General features: G+C 59.1%; 22 protein-coding genes, 6 tRNA genes and 1 other RNA gene. 18 read left to right on the forward strand and 11 right to left on the reverse strand.

Annotated features, from left to right (window positions below):
* Window positions 1-24 precede the first annotated feature (24 nt).
* A tRNA-Gly gene (locus CKV89_RS02770) sits at window positions 25-95 on the reverse strand.
* Window positions 96-332: 237 nt separating this feature from the next.
* Between CKV89_RS02770 and CKV89_RS02775 the strand changes: the two genes are divergently transcribed.
* On the forward strand, window positions 333-1,166 hold the full coding sequence (locus CKV89_RS02775) for a hypothetical protein (protein WP_154657672.1): 834 nt from the start codon (window positions 333-335) through the stop codon (window positions 1,164-1,166).
* A gap of 46 nt (window positions 1,167-1,212) precedes the next feature.
* Here CKV89_RS02775 and bluB read toward each other — a convergent pair whose 3' ends face one another.
* Window positions 1,213-3,012 (reverse strand): 5,6-dimethylbenzimidazole synthase, encoded by a 1,800-nt coding sequence (gene bluB / locus CKV89_RS02780; RefSeq protein WP_028327512.1) that lies wholly within the window; start codon window positions 3,010-3,012, stop codon window positions 1,213-1,215.
* 77 nt (window positions 3,013-3,089) lie between these two features.
* Window positions 3,090-4,352 carry a D-alanyl-D-alanine carboxypeptidase/D-alanyl-D-alanine endopeptidase gene (gene dacB, locus CKV89_RS02785; protein WP_028327513.1) on the reverse strand — a complete coding sequence of 421 codons (1,263 nt, stop codon included), beginning with the start codon at window positions 4,350-4,352 and terminating at the stop codon, window positions 3,090-3,092.
* 179 nt (window positions 4,353-4,531) lie between these two features.
* On the opposite strand from dacB, the gene dcd reads away from it, so the two are divergent.
* The 6 genes from dcd (at window position 4,532) to CKV89_RS02815 (ending at window position 9,063) form a co-directional block, all read left to right on the forward strand.
* The gene (gene dcd / locus CKV89_RS02790) at window positions 4,532-5,101 is read left to right on the forward strand and encodes a dCTP deaminase (protein ID WP_028327514.1); all 570 of its coding nucleotides are present in this window, start codon (window positions 4,532-4,534) and stop codon (window positions 5,099-5,101) included.
* 236 nt (window positions 5,102-5,337) lie between these two features.
* Entirely contained in the window at window positions 5,338-6,273 is a 936-nt protein-coding gene (cysK, locus tag CKV89_RS02795) for a cysteine synthase A (protein ID WP_028327515.1), read from the forward strand.
* Window positions 6,274-6,394: 121 nt separating this feature from the next.
* Window positions 6,395-6,481, forward strand: a tRNA-Ser gene (locus tag CKV89_RS02800).
* Window positions 6,482-6,670: 189 nt separating this feature from the next.
* On the forward strand, window positions 6,671-7,735 hold the full coding sequence (locus CKV89_RS02805) for a LacI family DNA-binding transcriptional regulator (protein WP_051277672.1): 1,065 nt from the start codon (window positions 6,671-6,673) through the stop codon (window positions 7,733-7,735).
* 319 nt (window positions 7,736-8,054) lie between these two features.
* Complete coding sequence (locus tag CKV89_RS02810) at window positions 8,055-8,258, forward strand: cold-shock protein (RefSeq protein ID WP_028327516.1); 204 nt, start codon at window positions 8,055-8,057, stop codon at window positions 8,256-8,258.
* A gap of 142 nt (window positions 8,259-8,400) precedes the next feature.
* Window positions 8,401-9,063, forward strand: coding sequence for a DedA family protein (locus CKV89_RS02815; protein WP_231935431.1), 663 nt, complete (start codon window positions 8,401-8,403; stop codon window positions 9,061-9,063).
* Here the strand turns inward: CKV89_RS02815 and CKV89_RS02820 are convergent.
* Window positions 9,060-10,592 carry an LCP family protein gene (locus tag CKV89_RS02820; RefSeq protein WP_051277623.1) on the reverse strand — a complete coding sequence of 511 codons (1,533 nt, stop codon included), beginning with the start codon at window positions 10,590-10,592 and terminating at the stop codon, window positions 9,060-9,062. The two genes, CKV89_RS02815 and CKV89_RS02820, sit on opposite strands and share 4 nt — an antisense overlap.
* Window positions 10,593-10,872: 280 nt before the next feature.
* Between CKV89_RS02820 and CKV89_RS02825 the strand changes: the two genes are divergently transcribed.
* Window positions 10,873-10,966: transfer RNA gene (locus CKV89_RS02825), tRNA-Ser, on the forward strand.
* 2 nt (window positions 10,967-10,968) lie between these two features.
* On the opposite strand, the gene CKV89_RS02830 is transcribed toward CKV89_RS02825, so the two are convergent.
* A complete protein-coding gene (locus CKV89_RS02830) occupies window positions 10,969-11,178 on the reverse strand; it encodes a hypothetical protein (RefSeq protein WP_028327518.1) in 210 nt (69 codons plus the stop codon).
* An 86-nt stretch (window positions 11,179-11,264) separates the two neighbouring features.
* Here CKV89_RS02830 and CKV89_RS02835 point away from each other — a divergent pair.
* Window positions 11,265-11,340 (forward strand) — tRNA-Arg (locus CKV89_RS02835).
* Window positions 11,341-11,509: 169 nt separating this feature from the next.
* Here the strand turns inward: CKV89_RS02835 and CKV89_RS02840 are convergent.
* Window positions 11,510-12,772, reverse strand: coding sequence for an amidase domain-containing protein (locus CKV89_RS02840; protein ID WP_028327519.1), 1,263 nt, complete (start codon window positions 12,770-12,772; stop codon window positions 11,510-11,512).
* 701 nt (window positions 12,773-13,473) lie between these two features.
* Here CKV89_RS02840 and CKV89_RS02845 point away from each other — a divergent pair.
* Window positions 13,474-14,715, forward strand: coding sequence for an RICIN domain-containing protein (locus CKV89_RS02845; protein ID WP_051277624.1), 1,242 nt, complete (start codon window positions 13,474-13,476; stop codon window positions 14,713-14,715).
* Between the two features lie 118 nt (window positions 14,716-14,833).
* Window positions 14,834-15,379, forward strand: coding sequence for a VOC family protein (locus CKV89_RS02850; RefSeq protein ID WP_034401329.1), 546 nt, complete (start codon window positions 14,834-14,836; stop codon window positions 15,377-15,379).
* Between the two features lie 12 nt (window positions 15,380-15,391).
* Here CKV89_RS02850 and CKV89_RS02855 read toward each other — a convergent pair whose 3' ends face one another.
* The 3 genes from CKV89_RS02855 to upp form a co-directional block, all read right to left on the reverse strand.
* The gene (locus CKV89_RS02855) at window positions 15,392-16,249 is read right to left on the reverse strand and encodes a PH domain-containing protein (RefSeq protein ID WP_051277625.1); all 858 of its coding nucleotides are present in this window, start codon (window positions 16,247-16,249) and stop codon (window positions 15,392-15,394) included.
* Window positions 16,250-16,264: 15 nt separating this feature from the next.
* Complete coding sequence (locus tag CKV89_RS12015) at window positions 16,265-16,435, reverse strand: hypothetical protein (RefSeq protein WP_169714598.1); 171 nt, start codon at window positions 16,433-16,435, stop codon at window positions 16,265-16,267.
* 237 nt (window positions 16,436-16,672) lie between these two features.
* Complete coding sequence (gene upp / locus CKV89_RS02860) at window positions 16,673-17,329, reverse strand: uracil phosphoribosyltransferase (RefSeq protein ID WP_028327520.1); 657 nt, start codon at window positions 17,327-17,329, stop codon at window positions 16,673-16,675.
* Window positions 17,330-17,388: 59 nt separating this feature from the next.
* Between upp and tadA the strand changes: the two genes are divergently transcribed.
* The 3 genes from tadA (at window position 17,389) to CKV89_RS02875 (ending at window position 19,107) form a co-directional block, all read left to right on the forward strand.
* Window positions 17,389-17,898, forward strand: coding sequence for a tRNA adenosine(34) deaminase TadA (tadA, locus tag CKV89_RS02865; RefSeq protein ID WP_407919579.1), 510 nt, complete (start codon window positions 17,389-17,391; stop codon window positions 17,896-17,898).
* A gap of 78 nt (window positions 17,899-17,976) precedes the next feature.
* A tRNA-Ser gene (locus CKV89_RS02870) sits at window positions 17,977-18,066 on the forward strand.
* A 150-nt stretch (window positions 18,067-18,216) separates the two neighbouring features.
* A complete protein-coding gene (locus CKV89_RS02875; RefSeq protein ID WP_084441188.1) occupies window positions 18,217-19,107 on the forward strand; it encodes a Cof-type HAD-IIB family hydrolase in 891 nt (296 codons plus the stop codon).
* A gap of 12 nt (window positions 19,108-19,119) precedes the next feature.
* Here CKV89_RS02875 and CKV89_RS02880 read toward each other — a convergent pair whose 3' ends face one another.
* Window positions 19,120-20,364 (reverse strand): 3'-5' exonuclease, encoded by a 1,245-nt coding sequence (locus CKV89_RS02880; RefSeq protein ID WP_154657673.1) that lies wholly within the window; start codon window positions 20,362-20,364, stop codon window positions 19,120-19,122.
* Between the two features lie 126 nt (window positions 20,365-20,490).
* Here CKV89_RS02880 and CKV89_RS11660 point away from each other — a divergent pair, with 126 nt between their 5' ends.
* Both CKV89_RS11660 and CKV89_RS02890 read left to right on the forward strand, forming a co-directional pair.
* A complete protein-coding gene (locus CKV89_RS11660) occupies window positions 20,491-21,405 on the forward strand; it encodes an ADP-ribosylglycohydrolase family protein (RefSeq protein WP_154657674.1) in 915 nt (304 codons plus the stop codon).
* 46 nt (window positions 21,406-21,451) lie between these two features.
* Window positions 21,452-22,453 (forward strand): BadF/BadG/BcrA/BcrD ATPase family protein, encoded by a 1,002-nt coding sequence (locus CKV89_RS02890; protein WP_051277626.1) that lies wholly within the window; start codon window positions 21,452-21,454, stop codon window positions 22,451-22,453.
* A gap of 59 nt (window positions 22,454-22,512) precedes the next feature.
* Here CKV89_RS02890 and CKV89_RS02895 read toward each other — a convergent pair.
* A tRNA-Ser gene (locus CKV89_RS02895) sits at window positions 22,513-22,601 on the reverse strand.
* Between the two features lie 160 nt (window positions 22,602-22,761).
* Between CKV89_RS02895 and ffs the strand changes: the two genes are divergently transcribed.
* Window positions 22,762-22,858: signal recognition particle sRNA small type (gene ffs, locus CKV89_RS02900), an RNA gene on the forward strand.
* Between the two features lie 156 nt (window positions 22,859-23,014).
* A complete protein-coding gene (locus CKV89_RS02905; RefSeq protein ID WP_028327525.1) occupies window positions 23,015-25,576 on the forward strand; it encodes a DNA polymerase III subunit gamma and tau in 2,562 nt (853 codons plus the stop codon).
* Window positions 25,577-25,586: the final 10 nt, after the last annotated feature.

A 25,586-nucleotide genomic window follows, 5' to 3' on the forward strand; every position in this document is an offset into this window, starting at 1 on the left:
GTGGTGCGGATCTCCTTTTAATCGAGCGAGTGACGGGAATCGAACCCGCGTATTCAGCTTGGGAAGCTGATGTTCTACCATTGAACTACACTCGCATGCCTGTTCGATTCCAAGACCTTACCAGTCGATCCAGTGGATTGTCTTGATCTCGAAGGTTTTTCTTCGGTAGCAGATGTGGCGATCACTGAGTGCTCCACACTGTTTAAAGCCAGGCGCCAGTCTACAGCCAGCTCACTGGTGGTACATCCACGCTGGAAAAAGGCGGCGATACTTTGTCACCTCACTCATCCGCGCATCAGCGCCACGCCATGAGGTAGTAGAGGACCGGTGACATGACCGCCATCAGTATTCGATACGCCAAACAACGCGCCCGTAAATGCGCTGGACGCATCCTGCGCTGCGTTCAGGGAGCTAGCCGTCGCAATCCCTCGTACGAACAGAAACCACTTGTTCCGGCCCCTCGAACTGTGGGAACCAGCATTCTTTATCTGCATCACAGCACTGGTGAGAACGTGTGGAAGGGGGGTGTTCCTGAACTTCTTGCCGCGCATAACGGCGAGCACGGTACTGCGTACAGCATCACCAAAGGTGCATACCCGCACTGGCCACACTCGTGGACTAATGATCCTTTCGACTACTGGCGTGCCTGGGTAAAGCATCGCGGGCAGCGGCGCTTTTTTCGTCAGGAAACCCTCGATGAGTTGTGTGCCTCGTACGACGTCATCGTCTGGAAGCACTGTTTCACTGCTGCTCAGATTGCTGCTGCGGATACCCCTGGGGCTAAAAGTGACGGGGATGTGCGTTCTGCGTTGAAAACGTTGCCGAACTTTAAAGCGCAGTACATGGCACTTCGTGAGGTAATGCGGGCACACCCTGACACCACTTTTGTGGTCTGGACAGTGCCGCCACGAGCCGTGGAAGACACAACCGCGGAGGAAGCGGCGCGTGCCGAAGAGTTCGCGCGCTGGGTACGGCAGGAATGGGATGAGCCGGGGGACAACATCCACGTGTTCGATTACTACGGGTTGGCTGCCCCTGGGGGAGTGTTGCGCTCCGACTATGCGGTAGCGCCGAATGATTCGCACCCGAGCGAGGAATTTTCGCGGGAGGCTGCTGCTGCGCTGGTGGCTCGACTCACTGCGGTGCTGGAGGGACGTCAAGAGTGAGGTGTTGCGGCCGAGCAGTGTTGTTGCCCGGCCGCATATCACTGGTCTAAGCGGTGCGAGCGGAGTCGCGGCGGACGGTCAGGCCGGTAAGCAGCATGGTTGCTCCCAGGATGGCACCGACCCCTTCGCCTGCACGGAAGCGAGCATCGATGAGGGCTTCGAGGCCAAGTTCTTGGAGTACTGCCTGGTGGGAGAATTCGCGGCTTGCTTGTCCTGCTACGAGGTAGGCAGCGACGCCGGGTTCTTCGCGGGTGGCTAGTAGTGCAGGGATGGAGGTAGCCAGGCCGTCGAGGACGACGATGCCAGATTTCTCGGCGGTGCCGAGTATCAGGCCGTAGAGGTAGGCGAACTCTCCTCCGCCCAGGTGGGTGAGTAGCTCGGCGGAGGTAATAGATGCGGGGGCCTTTTTTCCTTCGGGTAGGCCGATGCGTTCGAGGGCGGCGCGAACTACGTGGGTTTTGCGTTCGAGCATGGCGGTGTCAGAGGCGGTTCCCAGGCCGACGGCTTTGTGCGCGGGGATGCCGATTGTCGCTGCGGTTAAGGCGGCAGCGATGGTGGTGTTGCCTAGGCCAACTTCGCCTAGGAGGACTAGGCCTTGGTCTGCGAGGGTGTTTCCATGTGTGCGGCCGGCCGTGATGAGCATGTCGACGTCGAGGGGTGTCAGGGCGTCGGTGTGCATGATGTCGCCGCGGGGTCCGGTGGGTCGGTGAATGTGGTCGGCGGCGGTGAGGGGGGAGGAATCGCTGCTGGTACCCACTCCGCAGTCGATGATGATGGAATCAAACCCGTTGGCGGCGGCCATGGTTGTGCCTACTGCTTTTCCGGCGATGCCTGCTTCGGCGACGACGCGCGTGATGGAGTTGGGGAAGGCAGTAACGCCCAGGTCGTGTACGGGGTGGTCGGCGCATGCTGTGACGAGGGTTGCGGTGGTGAAGTTGATTCGTCCAGCGGTGATGATTTTGTTGATGGCTATGTCGAGTTTGCCTAGGGATCCGGGGGCGGTGAGGAGGAGATCGGCCTCGTCGTAGGTGGCTACGTGTGCGTTTTGGTCAGGGGCGTGTAGGTGTGAAGTGGGTGCGGGGGTGCTGCCGTTCCACCGTTCTCGCATGATGAGAGGTTCGAGAGGGAGGCGTTTGGACCAGGCGCGTCGTTCGAGGCCGGGGCTGGGGGGAAGTTCGTCAGGCCAGCCGATGCATAGCCAGCCGAGTGGTTCTACGTTCTGGGGTAAGTCGACGAGTTGGGCGAGTTCGTCGGGTTGAAAGAGAGTTACCCATCCCATGCCTAGGCCTGCGGCGCGGGCGGTGAGCCACATGTTTTGCATGGCGGCGGCGCAGGACCATAGATCAGCGTCGGGGAAGGTTGCTCGGCCGAGGACTCCGGGGGCTGGGGCGCGGCGGTCGCAGGCGACGATGATGCCGATGGGGGCTTCGCGGATGCCTTCGACTTTGAGGTCGAGGAGTTGGGAGCCGCGGTCGGTGGTCATGTTTTGCGCTTGGGCGATTTTTGCGCGTTCGGCCATGAGTGCGGCGTGGTCGCGGGTGCTGGGGTCGGTGACGATGATGAAGCGCCAGGGTTGGCTGTGTCCGACGGAGGGGCCGAGATGGGCTGATTCGAGGATGTATTGGATGAGGTCTTCGGGGAGGGGGTCTGGGCGGAAGCGGCGTACGTCGCGTCGGGAAGTGATGATGTCGCGTAGGGCTGCTTGGGCGCTGGTGGGGTAGGCCCAGCCGTTGAGTGTTTCAGCGCGTTGAGCAGCCGAGGAAGTGTCGCCGATGTTGGGGACTGGACGTTCCCAGAGGTGGTCGGTGGTGCTTGTCTGTGGCGGCGTGTTCCTCGGCTGCGTCATGGTTCCACGCTAGTGGTGTGTTTGCTGTGTTCTTTGTCGTGGCGGGGTTGAGGTGGTGAACGCCTCAGTGATTGGGGTTACTTGCAGCCAACGAGGGTGGTGGCGGCTTGGTCGATGGCGATGCGGGTTGCTCCGATGTCGGTGACGTTGTTGACGAGGAAGGTGAAGGCGTAGGTGCGGCCGCTGCGTGCTTTGGCGATTCCGGCGAGAGAGACGACGTCACCGAGGGTGCCGGTTTTTGCGATGACGGCGTTGCGTGCGCAGCGTTGGCTGGGGATAGCGAAGCGGTTGGCGAGGGTGCCGGTGCTTCCTGCGCGGGGCATGGCGCTGATGTCGAAGGCGACAGTGTTCATGCTGGGTTTGCTGTGCAGTGTGCGGATTGTTCCGGTGAGGGTGGCGACGGGCATGCGGGTGCCGCGGGAGAGGCCAGATCCGTCTTTGATGGTCAGGCCGGTGGTGTTGATGCGGTATTTGGTGAGGGATTTGTGGGCGTTTGCGGTGGCGGCGTTCCAGGTGGGCAGTGTCCCGCGGGTTGCTGCTGCTTGGCGCAGGAGATATTCGGCGTAGGTGTTGTTGCTGGTGTTCAGCATGGTGGCGACCATTGTTGAGGTGGAGGCTGACCAGGATGCTGAGAGTTGTTGTCTGGCTGCGGGGGCGGTTGCCCGGGAGAGGGTTTTGACGGTGATGCCGTTGGCGGTGAGGGCTTTGCTTAGGGCGCGTCCGGCGGCGAGGTCGTTGTCGGTGCCTTTGTATCCGTAGAGGGTCAGGCCGCGGACGGGTTGTACCTCGGTGGGGACGTAGCTGGTTTTCCAGCCTGAGGCGTTAGTGGGGGCTGGGAATGCGGAGGAGTCGACGTAGAGGTTGATGCTGGTGTGTTTTTTGTTTTTGAGGGCGGCCGCTGTGCGTTGGGCAAGGGTGGTGAGTCGCTCGGAGGTCAGGGTGGGGTCGCCTGCGCCTTTGAGGTAGATGTTGGTTGGTTTGGCGGTGCTTTGTGTGGTGGTGGTGATGAGTTGGGTGCCGTTGGGGATGGCGTCGAGGACGGTCAGGGCGGTGATGAGTTTTTGGGTTGATGCGGGCAGGCGTTTGATGGTGGCGTTGTGGTTCCAGATGCGGGTGTTGGTGGAGATGTCGGTGACGTATCCGGAGAGTTTTCCTCGAAGGTACCGGCTGCTGGCTGCGCCGTTGAGGGCTTTGGCTAGGGCGGGGTTGGGGGCTGCTGTGCGGATGATGGGGCTGGCGCTGTTGGTGTGGCTGGCGGCTTCGGTGGAGGTGGCCCCCAGGGAGGTGACGGCCGTGAGGCTTAGTGCGGTGGCCAGAGCGAGTGTGGTGCGGGAAGGCATGTAGTTCCAATCGGTGGCGGGGGCAGGACTCGGGGGTGTCCTGGCGGCGCGGTGCGCGCGCACTTTCTCCCATCGACTGGTTGATGCTTTTGTTGAGTGGGATTGAGTAGCAATGTTTGTCGCGTTTTGGGTGGTTGTTTTTTCTGGGAGTGGGTGTGGGGGTGACCTAGCCTTGTGTTGTGTTGCTCTCAGACGGTGATATTCGTGCTCAGTTGGAGTCGGGTCGGGTTCAGATCGATCCGTTGGATGTGGGGATGGTGCAGCCGTCGAGTATTGATGTGCGGCTAGACCGGTTTTTTAGGTTGTTTGATAACCACAAGTACCCGTTCATTGATCCGGGGGCGGACCAGCCTGAGTTGACGCGGTTGGTGGAGGTGGAGGAGGGGGAGCCATTTGTGCTGCACCCTGGTGAGTTTGTTTTGGGGTCGACTTTTGAATCGGTGACGTTGCCTGATGATGTGGCCGCGCGCGTGGAGGGTAAGTCGTCGTTGGGGCGTTTGGGGTTGTTGACGCATGCGACGGCAGGGTTTGTTGATCCTGGATTCATGGGGCACATCACGCTGGAGTTGAGCAATGTTGCGACGTTGCCGATTAAGTTGTGGCCGGGCATGAAGATTGGTCAGTTGTGTTTCTTCCAGCTGACTTCTCCTGCGCAGAACCCGTATGGGTCGGCGTCTACAGGTTCGCACTATCAGGGGCAGCGTGGGCCGACGCCGAGTCGTTCTTTTGAGAGATTTGTGCGTTTCTGAGGCGTGTTGGTTGGGGTGGGTTGGCTGGGAAGGTTTCAGTGTGTGAGTCCTGTTCCGATGGGGTGCGGGGTGGCCGTGTTTGTCGTGCGTCATTTTTTGGGGCGATAACCGGAACTATTTATAAGCCAGTGTTTGTTATGCCATAACGTAAACAGTTGTCTGGTGGTGACTGTCGTTATGTCGCCGCCAGGCGTAGGGGAGTGAGGCTGTGAGCCTCGTCTGAAGGAGGGGTTGGCATGGCTGTCTATAACGACGTTACGGAACTGGTTGGTCGTACGCCTTTGGTGCGAGTCAACCGCATCTTTGATGCCAAGGCTGCGGGCGTGACCGTGGCTGCGAAATTGGAGTTCTATAACCCGGCGAATTCAGTGAAAGACCGTATCGGTGTGGCAATCATCGACGCGGCGGAAAAGTCGGGTGAGTTGAAGCCGGGGGGCACGATCGTTGAGGCGACGTCGGGTAACACCGGTATCGCGTTGGCAATGGTGGGTGCGGCGCGCGGGTATGACGTTGTGTTGACGATGCCAGAGACGATGTCTAAAGAGCGTCGGGCGCTGTTGCGCGCGTACGGCGCTGAGCTTGTGTTGACACCTGGTGCGGGTGGCATGAAGGCAGCGGTGGAGAAGGCCAATGAGATCGCGGACCAGCGTGGTGGGGTTCTAGCTCGCCAGTTCGCGAATGCTGCGAATCCGGCTATTCACGCGGCGACGACGGCTGAGGAGGTGTGGAGTGACACTGATGGTGAGGTGGATATTTTCATTGCGGGTATCGGGACTGGCGGGACGATTTCGGGTGTCGGCTCTGTGCTGAAGCAGCGCAAGCCTGGGGTCCAGGTGATCGGGGTGGAGCCTGCAGAGTCACCGATTCTTAATGGTGGAGAGGCTGGGCCGCACAAGATCCAGGGCCTAGGGGCCAATTTTGTGCCTGAGACGTTGGATCGTGGCGTGTATGACGAGATCATCGACGTGGATGCTCAGACGTCGGTGCAGTGGGCGCGTAAGGCAGCTACAGATGAGGGGCTGTTGGTGGGTATTTCTTCTGGTGCGGCGCTTGCTGCAGCGAATGAGGTTGCGTCGCGCCCAGAGAATGCGGGTAAGTTGATTGTTGTAGTGATTCCCAGTTTTGGTGAGCGCTACCTGTCGACGGTGTTGTTCGAAGATATTTTGGACTGATTCTGTGGACGGGAAGGTCGTGGTGTACTGCCTTTGAGTTATTTGGCGGGTTCGAGGGTTGGCTCTCGGCTGTGTTCAGGTAACGTTGGGTTTGTACGCCGCGACTGTTCGTTTCGGTGTTGGAGGGCTCGCATAGTGGCCTAGTGCGACGGTCTTGAAAACCGTTAGGGGTGCAAGCTCCTCGTGGGTTCGAATCCCACGCCCTCCGCGTAGTTCTGCACGTGTTTCGTGTGAGCAAGGTGTGAGTGAAAGAGGGCGTCAGCTTCCTGCGAGAGGGGGCTGATGCTCTTCTCTTCCTGAGGTTCCGCTGTGGGGGGATGCGTGGTGTTGTGTCCTGCGGGGCTGTGGATGCTCACAGGAGTGGCACAAAAGCAAAAAATTGCGCAACCATATGTGCATGGGTTCCGTGACGATGACAACTGTGGCCCGCGAGGCGGGCGTGTCGGTCAGCACCGTATCCCACGTCGTTAACGGTACTCGACCTGTAGCACCGGAGACTAAGCGACTGGTGCTGGAGGCAATGGAAAAGGTGGGGTTTACCCATCGTCCGGTGGCCCGGTCGCTGGCCGCGGGGTCTACGACAACCATCGGTGTGGCCATGTCGTTTCTGGCAAGCATTTATGGCCAGGAACTTGTCGCCGGTATTGAGGAAGAGGCGCTGCGTCACGGGATGCAGTTGCTGTTTGCCGATACCCGTGATGATGCTGAGCGTGAAGGACGTGTGATTGCGAACCTGCTTGCTCATCACGTGGCCGGAATGATCATCATGCCCAGCCCGTCATGGACGGGGACTGCGTTGCGTTTGTTGAATGAGCATGACACGCCGTTTGTTGTGGTTGATCGCCATCAGGATCTTGATGTTGATCAGGTGTGTGTGGAGAACGAGCAAGCCTCAGCAGCGATCGTCGATCATCTGTTGCAGATTGGGCATACGCGGGTCGGTTTTATTGACGGTATGGCTGGGTTGGCGACGTCTGCGGAGCGTAGGGATGGCTATCTGCTAGCTCACAAGCGTCGCGGTGTTCCAGTGGATGAGTCGCTGATGGTCAATGGTGGTTCGACTGAGCATGATGGCCGTAAAGCGATGCAGCATCTGCTGGCGATGCCCGCCGGGACTGCTCCGACTGCTGTTTTTGTCTCGAATGACGCGATGAGTATTGGTGCGGTGCGGGCGCTGCGCCAGGCGGGTATGCGGATTCCTGATGACATGGCCTTGGTGTGTTTCGATGAATTTCCGTGGGGTGACTTGTTGACTCCGCACCTGACGACGATTGCGCAGCCGTGCTACGCCCTAGGGGCTCGTGCAGTGCAGTTGTTGTTGCGTCGTTTGCAACAGCCGGAAGTGCCTGGGCGCACGATCCGGCTTGCAGGTGAAATTAGCCATGGGACTTCATGTGGTTGCCGGGGTATTTCTGGGGGGATTGTTTCGCCGCATGCCAAAGCTGAGGCGGCTTCTCGCTGAGGGGGAGTGGGGTGGGTGTGTCGCGGCGTGTTCAGCGTGTTCTTGGTTGTCTGGCGCCACGAAGAACATCTATAGATCGAAGATCTACTGTTGTCAGACTGGTGCGTGCTAGGCTGAAACTGGTTGCAAGAGCAGTTCCAAGCAATGTTCCAAGCAGTTTTGCACGGTGACATCGACTCCCCGGTTCCGGGTAAGTCTGGATTCTGGTTTTCGGTGTTTGTTTTGCACGCAGGGCTAGTGGCCCTTCGTGGGATGGTTCGGCAGCCTCGACCTCGCGCAGTGCGAGGTCTTCCGGCCACCAGTAAATGAGGTTTTTCCCATGGCACAGGGTACCGTCAAGTGGTTCAACGCTGAAAAGGGCTTCGGCTTCATCGCCCAGGACGGCGGCGGCCCCGACGTCTTCGTGCACTACTCGGCTATTCAGACGAACGGTTTCCGCTCCCTCGAAGAGGCGCAGCGTGTGGAGTTCGAAGTCACTGAGGGCCCCAAGGGTCCCCAGGCCGACAACGTTCAGCCGCTCTGATCTGACTGATCTTTCTCGTTCGTGCCGTTTGTGACGGCGCGTTCGTAGACAATGCCCGGTGGCTGCGCTTTGCGCAGCTGACCGGGCATTGTTGTGTGTGGGGCATCCGTATGTGTGGGGGCGCCTGTGAGGGAGGCAGGTTATGCGGGTGAAGTTTCGTTTTGAGGGGCACTCGGGATGGGCAGCGGCGTTATGTGGGATTTCGCTGTCGGTAGTGGCTGTTTACCAGGTGGTTTCGCTGCTTGCCAGGCCGGTGCTGTTGGCGTTGTCGCCTGCAGTATTGGCGATGTTGACTGGTTCGCGTACTGCACTGGTTGCTTTGGGGGTGCTTGCGGCTGGTCGGGGTGAGCCGTGGTTGCTGGCATTGGTGGTGAGCATTGTTTCGATCATGAAGTTTCACTGGGTGTATTGGTGGGCGGGTGCGCTGTGGGGTGAGAAAGTGATGATCACCCTGGCGGGAGGCTCACCGCGGGCAGTGAAACGAGTGGAACGGGCTGAGGTGGTGGTGCGTCGGTATCGCGTTTTGGCGGTTGCGCTTGCATATGTCCCGTTGCCGCTGCCGCGTGAGTTGATTTATGCATTGCTGGGGCAGTCGCGGGTGCGGTTGTGGGTATTTGTCGTGGTGGATGTCGTGGCAGCGGTGGTGACGCAAGTGAGCTTTTTTGCTGCTGGTGTTGCATTGGGAGAGTCAGCACTGCCGTTGATTACTTTTTATGCCAAGTGGGTTGGTGTTTTTGCCGTGGCAGTGATGGCGTTGGCTGGGGCGCGTTGGTGGTGGGGTAGAAGCGAGCAGAAGGCGGTTTAGCAGGCTGCTGCTGCGTCAGCGTCTGTAGCGTCCTCAACGGTGGGAGTGGCTGGGGCAGGTGTGGTGTTGGAGGGGGCGCTGATGCTGTTTTCTGGGGTGGGTGTGGGTGTTGGACGGCTACGGAAGGCTGGTGGGACGGCGCGGCCGTCAGTGTAGGTGGGGGTGGGCAGAGGCTGCCCGAACATGGATGCCTGGATCATTTCGCGGATGTGTCGGTAGTCCGGGTTTGCCACGTTTGTGTTTGATGCGTTGAGGCCGAAGCTGCGAATTTTTCCTTTTTGCATTTTTTCGACGAGATCTGCCCAGGCGGGTAGGTGGTCTTGGGGTACGTCGGTGTGGATGTGTTCGTTGATGACCGCTGCAACTTGGGGGAAACGGTCGATCATCGTCCATGGGTCGACTTGTTTAACGAGGGCGTTGACCATGCAGCGTTGGCGTGCGGTGCGGTTGTAGTCGTCGGTGGTGGCGCGGCCGCGGGCATACCACATGGCGTGATAGCCGTCGAGATGTTGTACGCCGGGTTCTATCCAGCCTTTGATGGATCCGGGGACGATATTGCCGTTGGTGACTTCTCCGCCAATGGGGATGCGGTGTTTGACGTTGATGTCGACACCGCCCATGGCGTTGACGAGTGCTTGGAAGCTTTTCATGTCGATGACAACGGAGTAGTCGGGAGTGAGCCCAGTGATTTCGGAGATGGACTCTTTGAGGGCTGTCAGGCCAGGGCGTGGATCGCCGGGATAGAGGTGTGCGTGTTCTTCGCCTTCTGTCCATACCTCGTTGAGTAGGCAGTCTTCTTTGCAGCGGAAGCCATTGGGGTGAATTTTGGCTAGAGGGCTGCTGCTGGGGAAGGGTGCGTTTTCGAGGTTGCGGGGTATGGAGACCAGCAGGGTGTCTCCGGTTTGGGTGTCGATGCTGGCCATCATCATTGAGTCGGTGCGTACGCCGGGGCGGTCTTTTTGTGCGTCAGAGCCGACGAGGAGCACGTTGACGTGGGGGATCCCGGCCCAGGGGTCTTTGCCGATGCCTACTTCTTTTCCTTTAGGAGCTGATGCGGAAAAGACGTTACCGACGAGGTTTGAGGTGATGAAGACATATTGCATGGCTCGTGCGGTGGGGGCGATGAGGGCCGCGATGAGAAGGAACGCTGTCAGCCCTGCGAGGGCTTTTTTGGTGCGTCCTGCTGGTGAGGGCCAGTTGAGGTCGGCGGTCCAGATGAGGCTTGCGATGAGCAGGAGGATGAAGATTCCTGCTGCGATGGCTAGAGGTATAAGGAGGGTGGGGTTGGTGGCTACGAGAATTGCGGCTTTGGTGGGGCCGATAGCGATGGCTGTTAGGGCGCTTGCGACGATGCCCAGGACAAAAAAGCTGAGGAATAGGCCCCCGGCGAGGGTGCGGCCGCTGAGCATGAGTCCGGCACCGGGAAGGATGGTTCCTGCCAGGATTCGTGTCATGAAGGTGCGTAGGCGGCGGGGCTGTGCCGCAGGGCGGGGAATTACCGTCTGACGCACGCTCGGGGTTTCCGTCATCGTTTCCTGTCTTGCCGGTTTGAGGAGATCTTGGGGGTGAATTCGTCTATTCTGCCGTCCGCTGTCTTCTGCAACGTGTAACTGTACGTGTGGAATTCCGGCGGCAGGGTGGATGAATGTATACGAACTCTGGGCTGAAGCCGGTTGGTGTGCCCCGTGGTGAGAGGTTTTGGTGAGTGTGTGCCTCGTTTTGAGTTTGGGGTGTCTTGGCGGGTAGTGTGGTGGTGCTGTGATGCAGACGCAGGTAAGAGTTTTCTTGCCTGGTAAGTGTCATATGCGTGGAGGTGTCGCCTAGTCCGGTCTATGGCGCCCGCCTGCTAAGCGGGTTTGGGGGTTAAACCCCATCGAGGGTTCAAATCCCTCCACCTCCGCCACATCAAAGGCCCGAAACTTTTTGCTCATCAAAAAGTTTCGGGCCTTTGGGTTTTGGAGGTTTCGGGACAGGTGGCAGGAATAAGGCCTTCAGTCGGGTGAACTGTTGCAGCATGGATGAGAGGTGAGCGTGCCGCTGTTGATGGAAGTGGTGGCGGGCATGCGGGTCGGTTTCTGGGTTTTTCTTTGTGATGTTTTTGCTGGTGGCAGGCATGTAGGTGCGGATTCAGGGTTTGCTGGTCACTCGATTTGGTCTTTTCCGCTCAACTCGAGTAATGTCTTCCTTGTTGCGAGCGACAAGCACCCGTAGCTCAACGGATAGAGCATCTGACTACGGATCAGAAGGTTTGGGGTTCGAATCCCTACGGGTGCGCCACAGTAAATCGGAACCGATCATCGGTTCCGATTTTTTTGTTTTGATGCACCTGCTCGCCAATCGTTGTATAGCGACAAGTCGAGAAATACAGGCTCGCATTGAGGGGCTGGGCCGTATCAACGGCCCAGCCCCTCAAAATAATTACTTGCTAGCTTATTCCTGGCACGGATCAGCGCGGGGAGTAGAAGAAGACCTCAGCATTCGGGTCGTGACGCATGATTGCGTTGAGCGGCTGGTTCAGCTTGTCAGCAGAGTGGTAGGTCACTAGCAACCCGAAGGCAGTAACACCAGTCACCACAGCGCTGTGGCTAATACGGTTGTTCTTCGACCACTTGAACTGCACGATGTCGCCAACTTTGGCATTTGCCGGATCACGGAACATCACAGCCCGATCCGGGTTAGCGCGCATGAAGTCACCCAACTTCGAGGCGTTAATCCAGCTCAAGCTTGTCTTCACCGACTGGGGGCTTGGGTTCTGAGTACCACCCTTGAAGTACCAAGCCTTATCGCTGCTAAATGCACCCGGAACGTTCGACCATCCACCGGCATTCAAAACCTGCGATACAAAGTTGGTGCAGTCCACGTTGCGCCACGTCGGGTACTGCTTCTTGTTGTGGAAGTACACGTGCTTCCAGGCATACGCGACCGCTTTCTTACGGTCGTAGACACTGCTCGTCTCACCAGGCTTGTCTCCTGGTTTTTCACCTGGCTTCTCGCTTGGCTTTTCACCTGGCTTTTGGCCATCGTTGCCAGGCTTGCTCGGCTTATTTCCTGGGGTTTTATCTGCTCGGCCCGGAATCTTGGCTAGCTTGGCAACAATCTCAGGAGAGTCAGGCTTGCCTTTGAACTTCTTCGCAGTGCCAGCAGGCTTAGAAGGAAGCTGCCCCAGCACATCGGCTGCTGCAGGGCCAGCCATCTGGCGCTGCTCTGGGGTCATGTTGTCATTTTCTTTTGCCCCCTCCAGCTGCCATGTGCCGTTCACTCGCTTAAACGTGTAGCAGCGCTGACGAGATTCCGATGCGTAATCACCCACGCCCTGGTTGGGGTTACGCAGCTTCAAACGCGTGGTGTCTGTGGTGTTCACGGTGGCTGTGTCACCGTTGGTCTTGATTCCATCGACCTTCACATCCACCGTGCTGCGGTCGAACATCTTGTCGCTGTCAGTGTTCTGCTTCAGCTGACCAATTTCGTTCTTATCTTGGTTGAGGCTCTTCAAAGCCTCTTGCGAGTACCGGTTCGTCGGTAGAGCCTGCTGTGATTTTTGTTCCGCGGTGGCGGTAGCTGTTCGGTTTTCCTGATAATTCTTAATCACAGATACGGCGAGCTCAGCGGTGAGGTTTTCACCCTGATTAGTTGACGCATGCCCGGCTGATGCCGGCAAGGCGGCGAGAAGAAGTGCTCCGGCTGCTGTCGCTGCAATGGTTCGACGCACATGTACTCCTACGAGGATCTGTGAGGTGTATGCCCTCCCCGATCGGGTGGCATGAGGGTCCCAGGCGGTCTTCAACATCCCCCCAACTCCCTTTCAAGCCGGAACATTACGCCGCAGCGCAGGAAAGCCCAGGGCCCCACATGTGGGTGCTTTTCCCAAGCGTTTCAATCAAACACAAACCCCCGGCATCTGAGTTGTTATTGCAGTTGGGGAGCTGTTTGCAGCCTCAAATAAGGTCTTGGCAAACTGCGTATATTCGTAATCCGGTACTGAGATCACCCAAATATGTGGGTTACGTGGTACCCACCCGGTGATATGTCGCTCAGGTAGCACTCATGAAAAGTGCAGATTTCAGGCGTTGCTCATTCACCAAAAACCCGACTACCTGAATCAGTGCAAAGTGCTTTCCACCCCAAGGAAAAAGCACAGCAGCAACAAGCCCCCCTCGCACATCTGCCTCTGGCCGAAAACCCAGCCCTCCAGCCAAGCCAGCCACACAACCGGCTTAAACTAGCTTCCCTGGGAAAAGCTGCAGCACAAGCAGATTCATGCATATGTCCATCGCCTTGACTGCTTCCCACCAACCCAACTTTTACGCCTGAGGTGGGGCCACACCAACCCGGTGGCCCCACCTCAGGCGTACCTCCTTCACGCCGCCCCACTCCTTGCCTAACTCAACGCTCACATCACAGAGGAACACCATGAGCCACAAACGACACATCACCCGACGCACCCTCATCGCTGGAGCCATGACCCTCGGAGCCAGCCTCACCGGACTAAGCACCGCCACAGCCAACCCACCCAAACCCAGCACCCCAACAAGCCCCCCTCCCGCGCAAATCGGCCCAGAGTGGACGCTCATCCCCGCCCTGAGCGATAACTTCGCAAACTCCTCCAGCTCCGGCCGCTGGAAACGCGGCCTGTGGTACCCCACCTCCAAAGCCGGCACCTTCAACGACAACAACGTCACCTTCGCCAACGGCGCCCTACAGCTGAGCGCTAAACGCGAAGGAAACAGCTACTCCTTTGGCGCCGTCGAATCCACCTTCGACCTACCCGGCGTATGCACACTCGTTGAATTCCGTGCCCGCGCACTTGACCGCCGAGCCAACGTCCTATCCGCAATCTGGCTCCAATCCTCCAACCACGACCACGTTGACCGCCTCCTCACCGGCGCCGACCCCCACCCCGAAATCGACATCATGGAGACCTTCTCCTTCTCCCAAATGAACATGGCCACCCATACGTGGGCATCCACCGGACACATCGCCCACGGAGGAAAAAACTACGAAACAGGCCTGCCCGACATCAGCGCCGCCTACCACACCTACGGACTCGAACGCCGCGACGGCAAACTCCGGTTCTACTTCGACCGCAAACTCGCCTGGGAAACCCCAGCCCCCCACCCCTCCATGGCACGCATGTCCCGCCACGCCGTCCTCAGCCTCGAAGGGCACCTTGGTGCGCCCAACCCCCAATTCCTCCCCGCAGCCTTCCACATCGACTACCTGCGCACCTACTACCACACCGCCACTACCCGACCTGACCCAGGAAAATATCGAATCGTCAATGCAGCCAACGGCAACGGCCTGACCGTCAAAAACGGCACCCTCACCGACAAAGCAGGCGCAAAAGACACCTTCACCATCGAACGGCTAGAAGACTTCACCTACCACATCCGCCACACCGACAGCGCAACTATGCTCACCCTCCACGACGGCCGAGGACAGATCGGCGTGCCTGTAGACGCCACCACATACGCCCCCACCACCGTCGACTCCGCTGGAAGCCGGCGCCGCTGGCACATCCACTCCACACCCGGGGGCACCTACAGCATCCGCTCCCGATTCAGCGGACTCGCCCTGGCCAACACAAACGGACGCCCCACTCAACAAGAACCAGCCAACGAAAAAAACCAGCACTGGAAACTCGAACGCGCCTGAGTATCCCCGCTGCGGCGCCGATCCTGCATCATCACGATCGGCGCCCCCACAGGCGATCCGACGCGCCCTGTCGGCAACACAACAATGCGTTACGCCCTGCGCGCCCTACCCTGAATACATGAGCGACCTCACCGGCATGACCATCGCCATCAACGCAGGCGATACAAACGAGGTACTCGACTTCTACACGCGCGTATTTGGACGTGGCCCCGACACCGCCCCCATGGATGACTTCCTCGAATGGCAAATCAGCCCTGGAACATGGCTGCAACTCTCCACCGGTCACGACCGTCCCGGAGCCAACAACGCCCGTGTCCGCCTCGAAGTAGCCGACGTTGAAGCAGCCGCCGAACGCATGCGCACCGCCGAAGTACCCATTGGTGATGTCGTCACCGTCCCCGACGTCGTCGCATTCGCAAACTTCTCCGACTACTGGGGAAACGCTCTCGGCTTCTACCAACTCCTCACCCCCCGAAGACTCCTCACCCCCGAAGAACGCGCGGAACAAGAACGCGAACACGAACAACACCTCGCCGACCTCGCCGCTAACAACGCCGAAGAAGAGGCCAGACCCAGCATCAATACAGACGAACGTCTCCCCAGCGTTCCCGACGACGGCTCAGTCATCGGCAAAACAGGACCCACCCCCGGGCGTCTCGAATAACCACACCAAACCTCAGCGTTTCCGCCGCCGCCCGTACTTCTTCAAAACCGGTCCCTCACCCGGCTCAATCTGCTCAAAAACACCAGATCTGCTCTCACCAGAGATAATCGGATCCGACACAACCGGAACATCCGGATGAGCCCGCCGAGACCCCGCAGGAACATCGTCCTCACGTGGCACACGCCGCCACTGCGAAGGAACTTCAAACGGCTCAGTAATCGGCTGAGTTGGCGGAACAATCGGATGCATCGGAGTCACATCCTCATACCCGATCTCAAAAGCAGGGCCATCATCGCCGCCCCCCTCAGCGGCGGGAACACCCTCACCCGAAACCTGCGAACTCCGATTTTTCTTACCAGAGCCATCACCCATCGACTGCCTGATAATTTTCCGATACAAATCATCAGGCTGAGGCAACGGATGCACATGATCAAATGCCTGATCCTGCCCCGGCGTCTCAAACCGGAAATCACCAAATCCCAGCAACCTACCCAGCACCGAACGGTTGTACTTAATATCGGTCACCTTGCCCAAAGGCATCATGGCCACGCTACGTACCCAAATACCGGTGATAAGTAACAATCGCTGATCAGTGCAGATAAACCACTGCCTCCGCCACTCAAACCACCGCCAAGCCCATCGAGCCAACACGGCAAACCACGCCCACCACAGCAAATCACCCGCCGAGGAACTGTTAGTGGCGTTAAACCACACACAGACCAGCAACGACAGCACCACCGTGGCAACAGGCTCAGCAATATTCACCCAGTGCATATTCGTGGCAAGAACCACTTCTTCATCATCGAGAAGAAAAGCCGAAGCATGACGAAGGCCTCGTTCTCGCTGAAGAACCTGCGCCTCAGAGCCCATAACCCAGCCGCGCTATCAGCGACGCATCACACCCTGCAAAAACTCACTCAACGCCCGGAAACCGTTGATGATGATGTCGAAAAGCGCCCGCACAACTTCGGCGGACTGATTCGGTGAAGTAAAGATCGAATACACAATGAAAATGATGAACAGCCACCAGAGGACTTTTTTCCAGTCGATGTGCACAGTCGGTCCTTGACTCTCGAGAGGGGTGAGGGAGAGACACTCAACAGCGCCGGCTCAAATACGTAAAAAGCCGGGCCGAAATTCTTTTCGATATATGCAAACACATAGAAACCTGACAAGACGGGGCGACTCGCCTCACGACAAGGCGCCACCGACATATCAGCGAAATGTCTCTCTCTGCGGGTCACGGGGTGTTAAAAACAGCGCAAAGAACGCAAAGAATATGTGGAAAACCGGTCAGCTGCCGTGATGAACCACCCCGTAAAGACGATCACCAGCATCACCGAGACCAGGAACGATATAGCCGTTCTCATCCAACTTCTCATCGATCGCACCCAAGACGATCTTGATATCTGCCTCGCCCTCTGCCTTAGCGCCATACTCCTTCAACAGCTCCAATCCCTCAGGGGAGCCGATAAGACAGACGCACGTAATGTCTTTGGCGCCACGAGCACGCAGGAAGTCCATCGACATCACCAGCGTGTGTCCCGTCGCTAGCATCGGGTCCACGACAAAAACCTGACGACCCTCAAGGTTTTCAGGCAAACGGTTCGCGTAAGCACTCACATCGAGCGTTTCCTCATCGCGCACCATCCCAAGGAACCCAACCTCAGCCGTCGGCAGAATGCGCACCATGCCTTCAAGCATCCCCAAACCAGCCCGCAAAATCGGGACCAGAACAGGCTTAGGATCTGCCAAACGCACACCGATAGTGCTGGTCACAGGGGTATTGATTTCCATCGGAGCTGTCCGGATATGCCGCGTCGCCTCATAGGCCAGCAGCGTCACCAGTTCCTCAGCGAGACGACGGAACGTAGGGGAATCAGTACGTCGATCCCTCAAGTAAGTGAGCTTGTGCTTGATGAGCGGGTGGTCGGCCACGTGTACCTGCATGGTCGAAACTGTACGGGGAGTCGACGGTTGGGTGTGAGCTCGGCACGAGAGGGGAAGCCATGAAACCCGAAGAAACCCCACAACCCGTAGGGGAAGAACCCACAGGTTTCACAGCAGCACTCGCTGACCATGCCGCCATGCGCACAGCCCTAGAACTTGCCCGAAAAGCTGCTGCACACAGCGATATTCCAGTTGGTGCTCTCGTCCTGGATCAAAACCAAAAAATCCTCGGACACGGTAGAAACACAAGAGAACTTGAGAAAACCCCGACGGGGCACGCCGAAATCGTTGCGCTCACCGCAGCGGCAAAAACAATTAACTCCGGCCGCCTAGACGGATGCACACTCGTGGTCACCCTCGAACCGTGCGTCATGTGCGCGGGCGCAGCAATGTCAGCCAGAATCGCCCGCATCGTCTTCGGAGCATGGGACGACAAGGCCGGCGCCTGCGGGTCAGTATGGGACTTACCCCGAGACCCACGCGCACTACATCGCATCGAAACCATCGGTGGCCTCTACGCCCACGAATGCGCCCACCTCCTCACCACCTTCTTCGAAGCACGACGATGATCCAGCACACCCACCACTGGAGAAACCTGAACGCAACGGATTTCGCCGAACGGGGCTCTCTCGTTTAACGTAGTTCGCGGTGGCGTGTCCGAGCGGCCGAAGGAGCGCGCCTCGAAAGCGCGTGAGGGGGCAACTCCTCCGTGGGTTCAAATCCCACCGCCACCGCCATAAAAATGAGCCGGTTCCCACAGGAACCGGCTCATTTTTATTCCCCTACAAACATCCCACCCGCACCCCCAACCAGCTGCCAAACAACCACGTCGTAGCCTTGGATGCAACACCCCACCACCTCCACACCCTCAACGAACGGCGGCATGAATGAACAACCAGTCTGAGCAAACACAGACAACAAGCGCCAACACCCCAGCCTGGGCACAAGGACGCCGCACAGTCCACGACGTCCCCACCCACCTCGTACCCGCTCTAGTCGTCGCAGACATGGACGGCTCACTCCTAGACAACAACGGCAACATCCCCGACACCTTCTGGAACATCCTCACCAGCATGCGCGAACGCGGCATCGCTTTCGCCCCCGCCTCTGGACGACAACTTGCCACTCTCCGCGAACTCTTCGCCCCCGCCGGCGACAACCTCTACACCATCGCCGAAAACGGCGCCTACGTCGTCCACGGCGACGAAGAAATCTCCTCAGTCACCCTCGACCACAACATCGTCACCACCGCCATCAACATCGTGCGAAACACCCACGAAAAAGGCCACCGCCTCGGCGCCGTCGTCTGCGGAAAACGTTCCGCCTACGTTGAATGGAACCACCAGCCATTCCTCGACCAATGCCGTGTCTACTACGCCGCCCTCGAACTCGTCGAAGACCTCCACACCATCGACGACGACATCCTCAAAGTAGCCATCTTCGACTTCGGCCCAGCCGAAGAGATCGCCCACCACTTCGACCCCCTACTCCACACACACCAAGTCGTCATCTCCGGCCCCAACTGGATCGACGTCATGTCCCACGGAGTACACAAAGGACTCGCCGTTCAAGAACTCCAAAAAACACTCGGAATCGACCGAAAACACACACTCGTATTCGGCGACTACTTCAACGACGCCGACATGCTCGACACCGCCGAGCTCTCCTTCGCTATGGCCAACGGCCACCCAGAAATCATCCAACGCGCCAACTACATCGCACCCCCCAACACCGAACACGGCACCATCACCGTCCTAGAAACCCTCCTCAACCGCTAAAACCATCACAACTCACACCGGATCAACCGGATCCACTCTCCCCACACCACCAACACCACGCCGCGGACACGCAGAAGCCCAATGCCCCACCTGCAAACACCGACCACACCGCGGCCCACGCTCCACCGGCAACGCAGGCAACGGCTTACGCACCGGCCGAGCAAACGAACCCGACCCCGGCACAGGCGCCACCGGAGCAGGCGGCGGAATCAAATCATCAAAATACGTCGGCACCCCCACCGACACCGCCAACGCCCTCAAATGACGCACATGCCCCGACTTCAACACCTCCACATTCGCAAACGCCGCTTGCCGCACCAACTCCAAAAACCGCTCCAACGTCCCCCGAATCGCCTCTGCCGAAAACCCTGAACGCACTGCCGAACGATTCAACAACCGCACCTCATCTGAAACAACACGCCCCCGCGACAACAACGTCACCAACGCATCGGTATACGCCGCAGCCCGCGCATCATGTAGCTCAACAACCCCCACCGACATCGAACGCATCACCTGCGTCAACCAGCCATCCACCACCGGTGCAGGCGGCAACGCCGACCGCGGCCTGCCCACGCCCGCCACCGCCTCCCGCGAAACCTCAGGCAACACCGGCACCGGAAACACCACACGCCCCATCTGCCCCGGCAACAACACACTCGCCACCTCACACACCGCAGCAGCCTCCGCCACAGCAGACCCATCCGGCCGATGCCGCGTACCCAACCGCGCCGCCACTGTCCCCAACCGATGATTCGGCGTATCCACGACCAACTGAGACAACCTCCCCAACGACACCGCAGGCACACTCGGCGCCAACAACCCCGCCCGCAAAAACTCCGCCCGCAACACCTCCTCCACAAACTCCGCGTTATGCGCCACCACCACCGCCCCACCCAACATCGCCACCAAAGCCCCCGCCACATCCACAAAACCCGGCGCATCCGCCACCTCCCGAGCACCCAACCCATGCAACGACGAACCACCCACCTCCACACCTGGATTCACCACACTCGACCACGCAGACACCTGCCCACCCGGCCCCCCAAAACGCACCACCGCCACCTCAACAACCCGATCCTCATGCGAATTCAACCCCGTCGTCGCCACCGCAACCGCCGCGAAAGGCCCACCCAACACAAACCCGCCACTGGGCACCCCCACCGCCCGCACCCCATAACCAAAAACACCCCCACCAACACCACCACACCAGCCCCCAGCGCCACCAACACCACCAACACACCCCCCAAACAACTCCACAACAAACACTCACCTATCGATCGACCAGCCACACCACCGCCTGAGACCCACCCCACCGCAAAAACCAACCCAACCCCACCCAACACGGCATCCTGGAATCTGCACGCCAAAAGAAAGGCCAAACACGTGGGAACCACACCCGACTACACCGACCGCGCAGCAGGAACCCTCTCAGGAACCCACCTAGGCCTCGTCCTAGGCACCATCACCCACGGCCTCACCCGCACTCAAGCCACCACCACACTCAACGACGCCTTCCCTGACTTCACCACCCCCCACCCCACCATCACCGACATCGAAAACCTCGCCACCGCCTACGCAACCCACTCACCACCCCCCACCCCCACCTCCCACCCACTCCCAACCTGGATACCCATCGCCCTAGCCACAGGACTCACCCACCCCTGCGACCCCATCGAAACCCTGGCAAACCACGTCGGCAACCACCTCCCACTCGAACACCGCGGACGCCTCACCTACGCAGCAGCAGCCGCCACAGCCACCCTCATCTCCGCAGCCCTTGAGGGAGCCCCCTGGTCACAAGCCTTCGCCCTCAGCCTCTCCGCCGCCGACACCATTGAAAACGCCACACCCACCCCCGCGCCCCACCACCAAGCAGGCCCCAGCATCAGCGCCAGACTCACCTGGGCACACGCACTAGCCACCAAAGCACCAGAAGCCCCCGCAGACATCATCACCCTCCTCATCGGCACCTCCAACGCACCCCAAGAAACCCTCCCTGCAGCATGCGCAATCATCGGCATGCTCACCCACAACGACACCCCACCCAACCCAGCCCAAGCCGCACGCACCACAGCCCAACTCGGCGGCGACAGCACCCACACCACCACCCTCGTCGGAGCCATCACCGGCGCCCTTGCCGGACAAAACACCATCCCCACCCCAACCCCAACCCCAACACCCTCAACCACATCACCACCACCCGCACCCACCACCTCTGACGCATACGAACCTCCACCCCAAAAAAACCACCACTACCTACGATTAACCACACCCCCAAAAAACAGGGCGACACCGTAAACACACCGCCTGTACCGCCGGCGCCACCCCGAGGACAGGACACACCATGACCAACCCCAACACCCCCATCAACGGACACATCCTCCACACCGCCAACACCCCCACACCCCACCCCGCACCCGACCTGCTCATCATCGACCTCGGTCGCCGAGGCTTGCGCGCCCACCGCACCGGCACCAACTCCACCGCCGCCCTCGACATCCCCGACCTAGCCCACACTACCCTCGACACCGACACCCTCCTCACCACCTGCCAACCCCTCCTCACCACCGGCCCCGCCCCACCCCACCACGTCATCGCCGCCATCGACCCCACCACCCATCCGCTAGACCTGGGACACCTCCACACCCGCCTCACCCACGAAACCAACGCCCCCACCCTCGTTGTCGACTCTCTGCTCACCACTCTCTTCGGCGCACTCGAAAACGTCCATGCAGGCGTCATTGTCGACCTCGGTGCCACCGCAGCCGGACTCGCAACCAACCTCAAAGACACATGGCAGCGACTCGACGGATGGGGCAACCTCCTTGGCGGACGAGGATCCGCCGCATGGATCGGCAAAGAAGGACTCTGCGCAGCCTTACGAGCCCGCGACGGCGTACCCAACGGTTCTGAGAAACTCCTGGACCTGGCGCGCAACGCCTTCGGCACCGAAAACGCATGGCCACAACTATTCAGCACCCCAGGAACACACGATCTCCTTGCTGACTTCGCTCCCCTTGTAGCCCGTGCCTGCGTCGACGGCGACCCAATCGCACAATTCATCATCCGCGCAGCCGGAGAACATATCGCTGACACCCTCACCGCCGGAACAACCCTTGTCCCCGACGGTGCAATAACCGTCACCGGTGAACTGCTCATGATCGAAGCAGTAAAAATAGCCATCGCATCAGCTCTCGGAAAAAGACGCCTCTTCCTCGTCCCTGCTCTCCACGACTCCCGCTACGGAGCAGAAAAACTCGGCGAATGGCTCTGCGAAGGAAACCAACTACCCCACAAACCGCCGTTCGTGCATCGCGGTGACCATCGCGCACTGTCAGCCACATGAGCCGCACCGTCACTCGCGCGCACAAAAAAGGAGAGGCACCCAAACGAGCGCCTCTCCTATGGCGGAGGATAGGGGATTTGAACCCCTGAGGGTGGTTAACCCAACACGATTTCCAATCGTGCGCACTAGGCCGCTATGCGAATCCTCCAAAGACAACGTTACCCGACGAAGGCGGCGCAACCGAAATCCTTAGCTCAACAGCTGTTCACCGCCTGCTCACACCCCTGCTCCCATAACCCCAAAACCTCCACGAACCCAGCAAAAACAGCTCTGTTGGCATCCCCAGGGGCAGCTGCGCTAGCCTTAACCCAGACCCCTCGTGTGGTGGTACCTCACTGAACTCCCCCAGGGCAGGAATGCAGCAAGGGTAGGTGTGCTCTTCCAGGTGCGCGAGGGGTCCCTTCATGCCCTGGCCCACACACCACACATGTGAATCTCCTCCACGTATCGAAAACCTAAAACCCGATACGCGCCGGTCAAAGCCCCCAACAAAAACAACGTACCCACCCCAACGGTGCGGGCAAGAAAACCATCCGGCCACAGGCAGCTAACCTCAGGTACGTGACACAAGCCCTGTACCGCCGCTACCGACCCGAAACGTTCTCAGACGTCATCGGACAGGAGCACGTGACCGAACCGCTCATGAACGCGTTGAAGTCCGGCAGGGTCGGCCACGCCTACCTGTTCAGCGGTCCACGCGGCTGCGGTAAAACCACGAGCGCCCGCATCCTCGCCCGATGCCTCAACTGTGAAAAAGGCCCCACCCCTACTCCATGCGGCGAATGTTCCTCTTGCAAAGCTCTGGCCCGCGGCGGAGCAGGAAACGTAGACGTCATCGAAATTGATGCTGCAAGTCACGGTGGCGTTGATGACGCCCGAGAACTACGAGAAAAAGCATCCTACGGGCCAGCAAACTCCCGTTATCGCGTTTACATCATTGACGAAGCGCACATGGTTACCCCCCAAGGGTTCAACGCACTACTGAAGATCGTTGAAGAACCACCCGAACACGTGAAGTTCATCTTCGCCACCACCGAACCGGAGAAAGTGATCGGTACTATCCGATCCAGGACACATCACTACCCATTCCGTTTGGTCCCGCCCATGGCCTTGCAGACATACCTGGAACAGGTATGCACTCAGGAACAGATCGAAGTAGAGCAAGGAGTGCTCTCCTTCGTAGTTCGGGCAGGGGGCGGCTCAGTACGTGACTCCATGTCAGTTCTCGATCAGTTGATGGCTGGATCAGGCGGTCGAATCACTTACGCAGGCGCCGCCGCACTACTGGGATTCACCGAAGGAGAGCTGCTCGACGCCACTGTTGATGCGATTGCGGCTCAAGATGGTGGAGCAGTTTTCAGGCAGATCGACAGGGTGATTGAGACCGGACAAGACCCTCGTCGATTTGTTGAGGACCTCCTAGAACGCTTCCGAGATTTGATCGTCATTGCGGCGCTCAATTCCACAGAGTCTGCTTCGCAAGAGACCCTCTCAGCTGTGCTGCGCGGTATGCCGGTGGACCAGATTGCCCGTCTACGGGAGCAAGCAACCGCATTCGGCACAGGTGAGTTGTCTTATGCAGCAGATGTCGTTAACGAGGGTTTGAGTGCTATGACTGGGGCTACGGCTCCCCGGCTGCAGCTGGAGTTGCTGTGTGCACGGCTATTGCTGCCTCGCTCAGCTGGTGAGGATGGTGTCATTGCTCGTGTGGGGCGCCTAGAACGTCGGCTTGAACTCGGGGGCGTACCTGCTTCAGGTAGGAGCGAAGCACCCAGTGCTACAGCCCGCCCCTCAGATGGTTCTGACGATGCCCAAGATATGGGTGCTTTGCGTTCACGTGTACAAGAAGTCAGCGCTCCTCATAGTGCTGATGAGCCTGCACCAGCTGCTGCTGGTGATGTAGTGCCCACACGCCCAGAGCCAAAGACGTCAGTCCGTCAGCGAGGCGCTGGTCAAACAGGGAAAGCAAGCACGCCTCAACAGGCGGCGCCGACCAGCACAAATGATGAGTCGCCACAGCAGGGTGCGCTCGCAGGGGTGGACACGGATGCGATTCGTCGGGCATGGCCAGATGTGTTGGCCGTTATTTTTGGAATGAGACGAGCGACATGGACCTTTTTGTCGCAGCACTCACAGGTGCTTGATTTTGATGGTCAGCGTTTGCTTCTTGGTATTAATTCGCGGGGGCTTGCTCGTACGTTCGTGCAGGGCAGCCATGCTGAGGTAGTGCGTCAGGCGCTTATCGAGGCCCGGGGGGTGGATGTCAGGGTTGAGGGCGTTGCCATGGAAGACCGTGGTGAGGCGCCTGCGGCAGGTTCAGTGCGTTCTCGTGATGTAGGCAGGGCTGGGCGAGCTGCACAGGCAGCGAACAAGCGCGCGCCGGTTAATACGCGCGGCGGTAGCGCACAAGAAACGATGGGTAGAAGCGCGGCAACTGTTGCTGCAGCTCGTGCTGTGGATGCGCGGCCAGATGTCTCGGTGAGAGGAGATTCGCGCCCTGAAGCGCGATCGAGTGCTGCGGCAGAAGCGGCTCAGCCACCGAACTATCCGGATGATTTGCCACCTGAACCGGTGGAATATGACGAAGGCCCGGGAGACCCCTTTGCCTCAGGGGCGCATGAATGGGGTTCTGCAGCTCCTATTTCTTCACAACGACGGGATGAGCGTTTCCAGTTTCGCTCTGCAGAGAGCAAACCGCAGATAGATGAGACTGTTCATCAGGTTGAACCGGTGGAGTCTAATGAGCAGACAGATCCTCATGAGACGTCTGCGATAGGGCCAACGTCTGTTGTGGAAGAGGTTGCAGAAGAGACGGCGCCTGTCCCATCGGGTGCGGGGTCGTTGCCGGCAAGTACATCTGCGCCCGCTGTGTTTGGGGATGGGGCGATGCGACCACACTCAGGGCACGAGGCTTTTCGCGCGGCGATGGCCGCTAGGAAGGCGAAATCAGCTGGGACAGGATTGGCGTCTCTTGGCGCTTCCGAAGTGTCTTTAGAGGATGCAGATTCGTTTGAATCTGGTGCCAGTGCTGATGATGAAGATATTTCGGATTTGTCTCAGGTGGGGCAGCCTGTGATTGCCGAAATACTTGGTGGTGTGGTTATTGCCGAGCTGGATGAATGAGTTTTATAGC

The organism is Dermatophilus congolensis, from assembly GCF_900187045.1.
Taxonomy (GTDB): Bacteria; Actinomycetota; Actinomycetes; order Actinomycetales; family Dermatophilaceae; genus Dermatophilus; species Dermatophilus congolensis.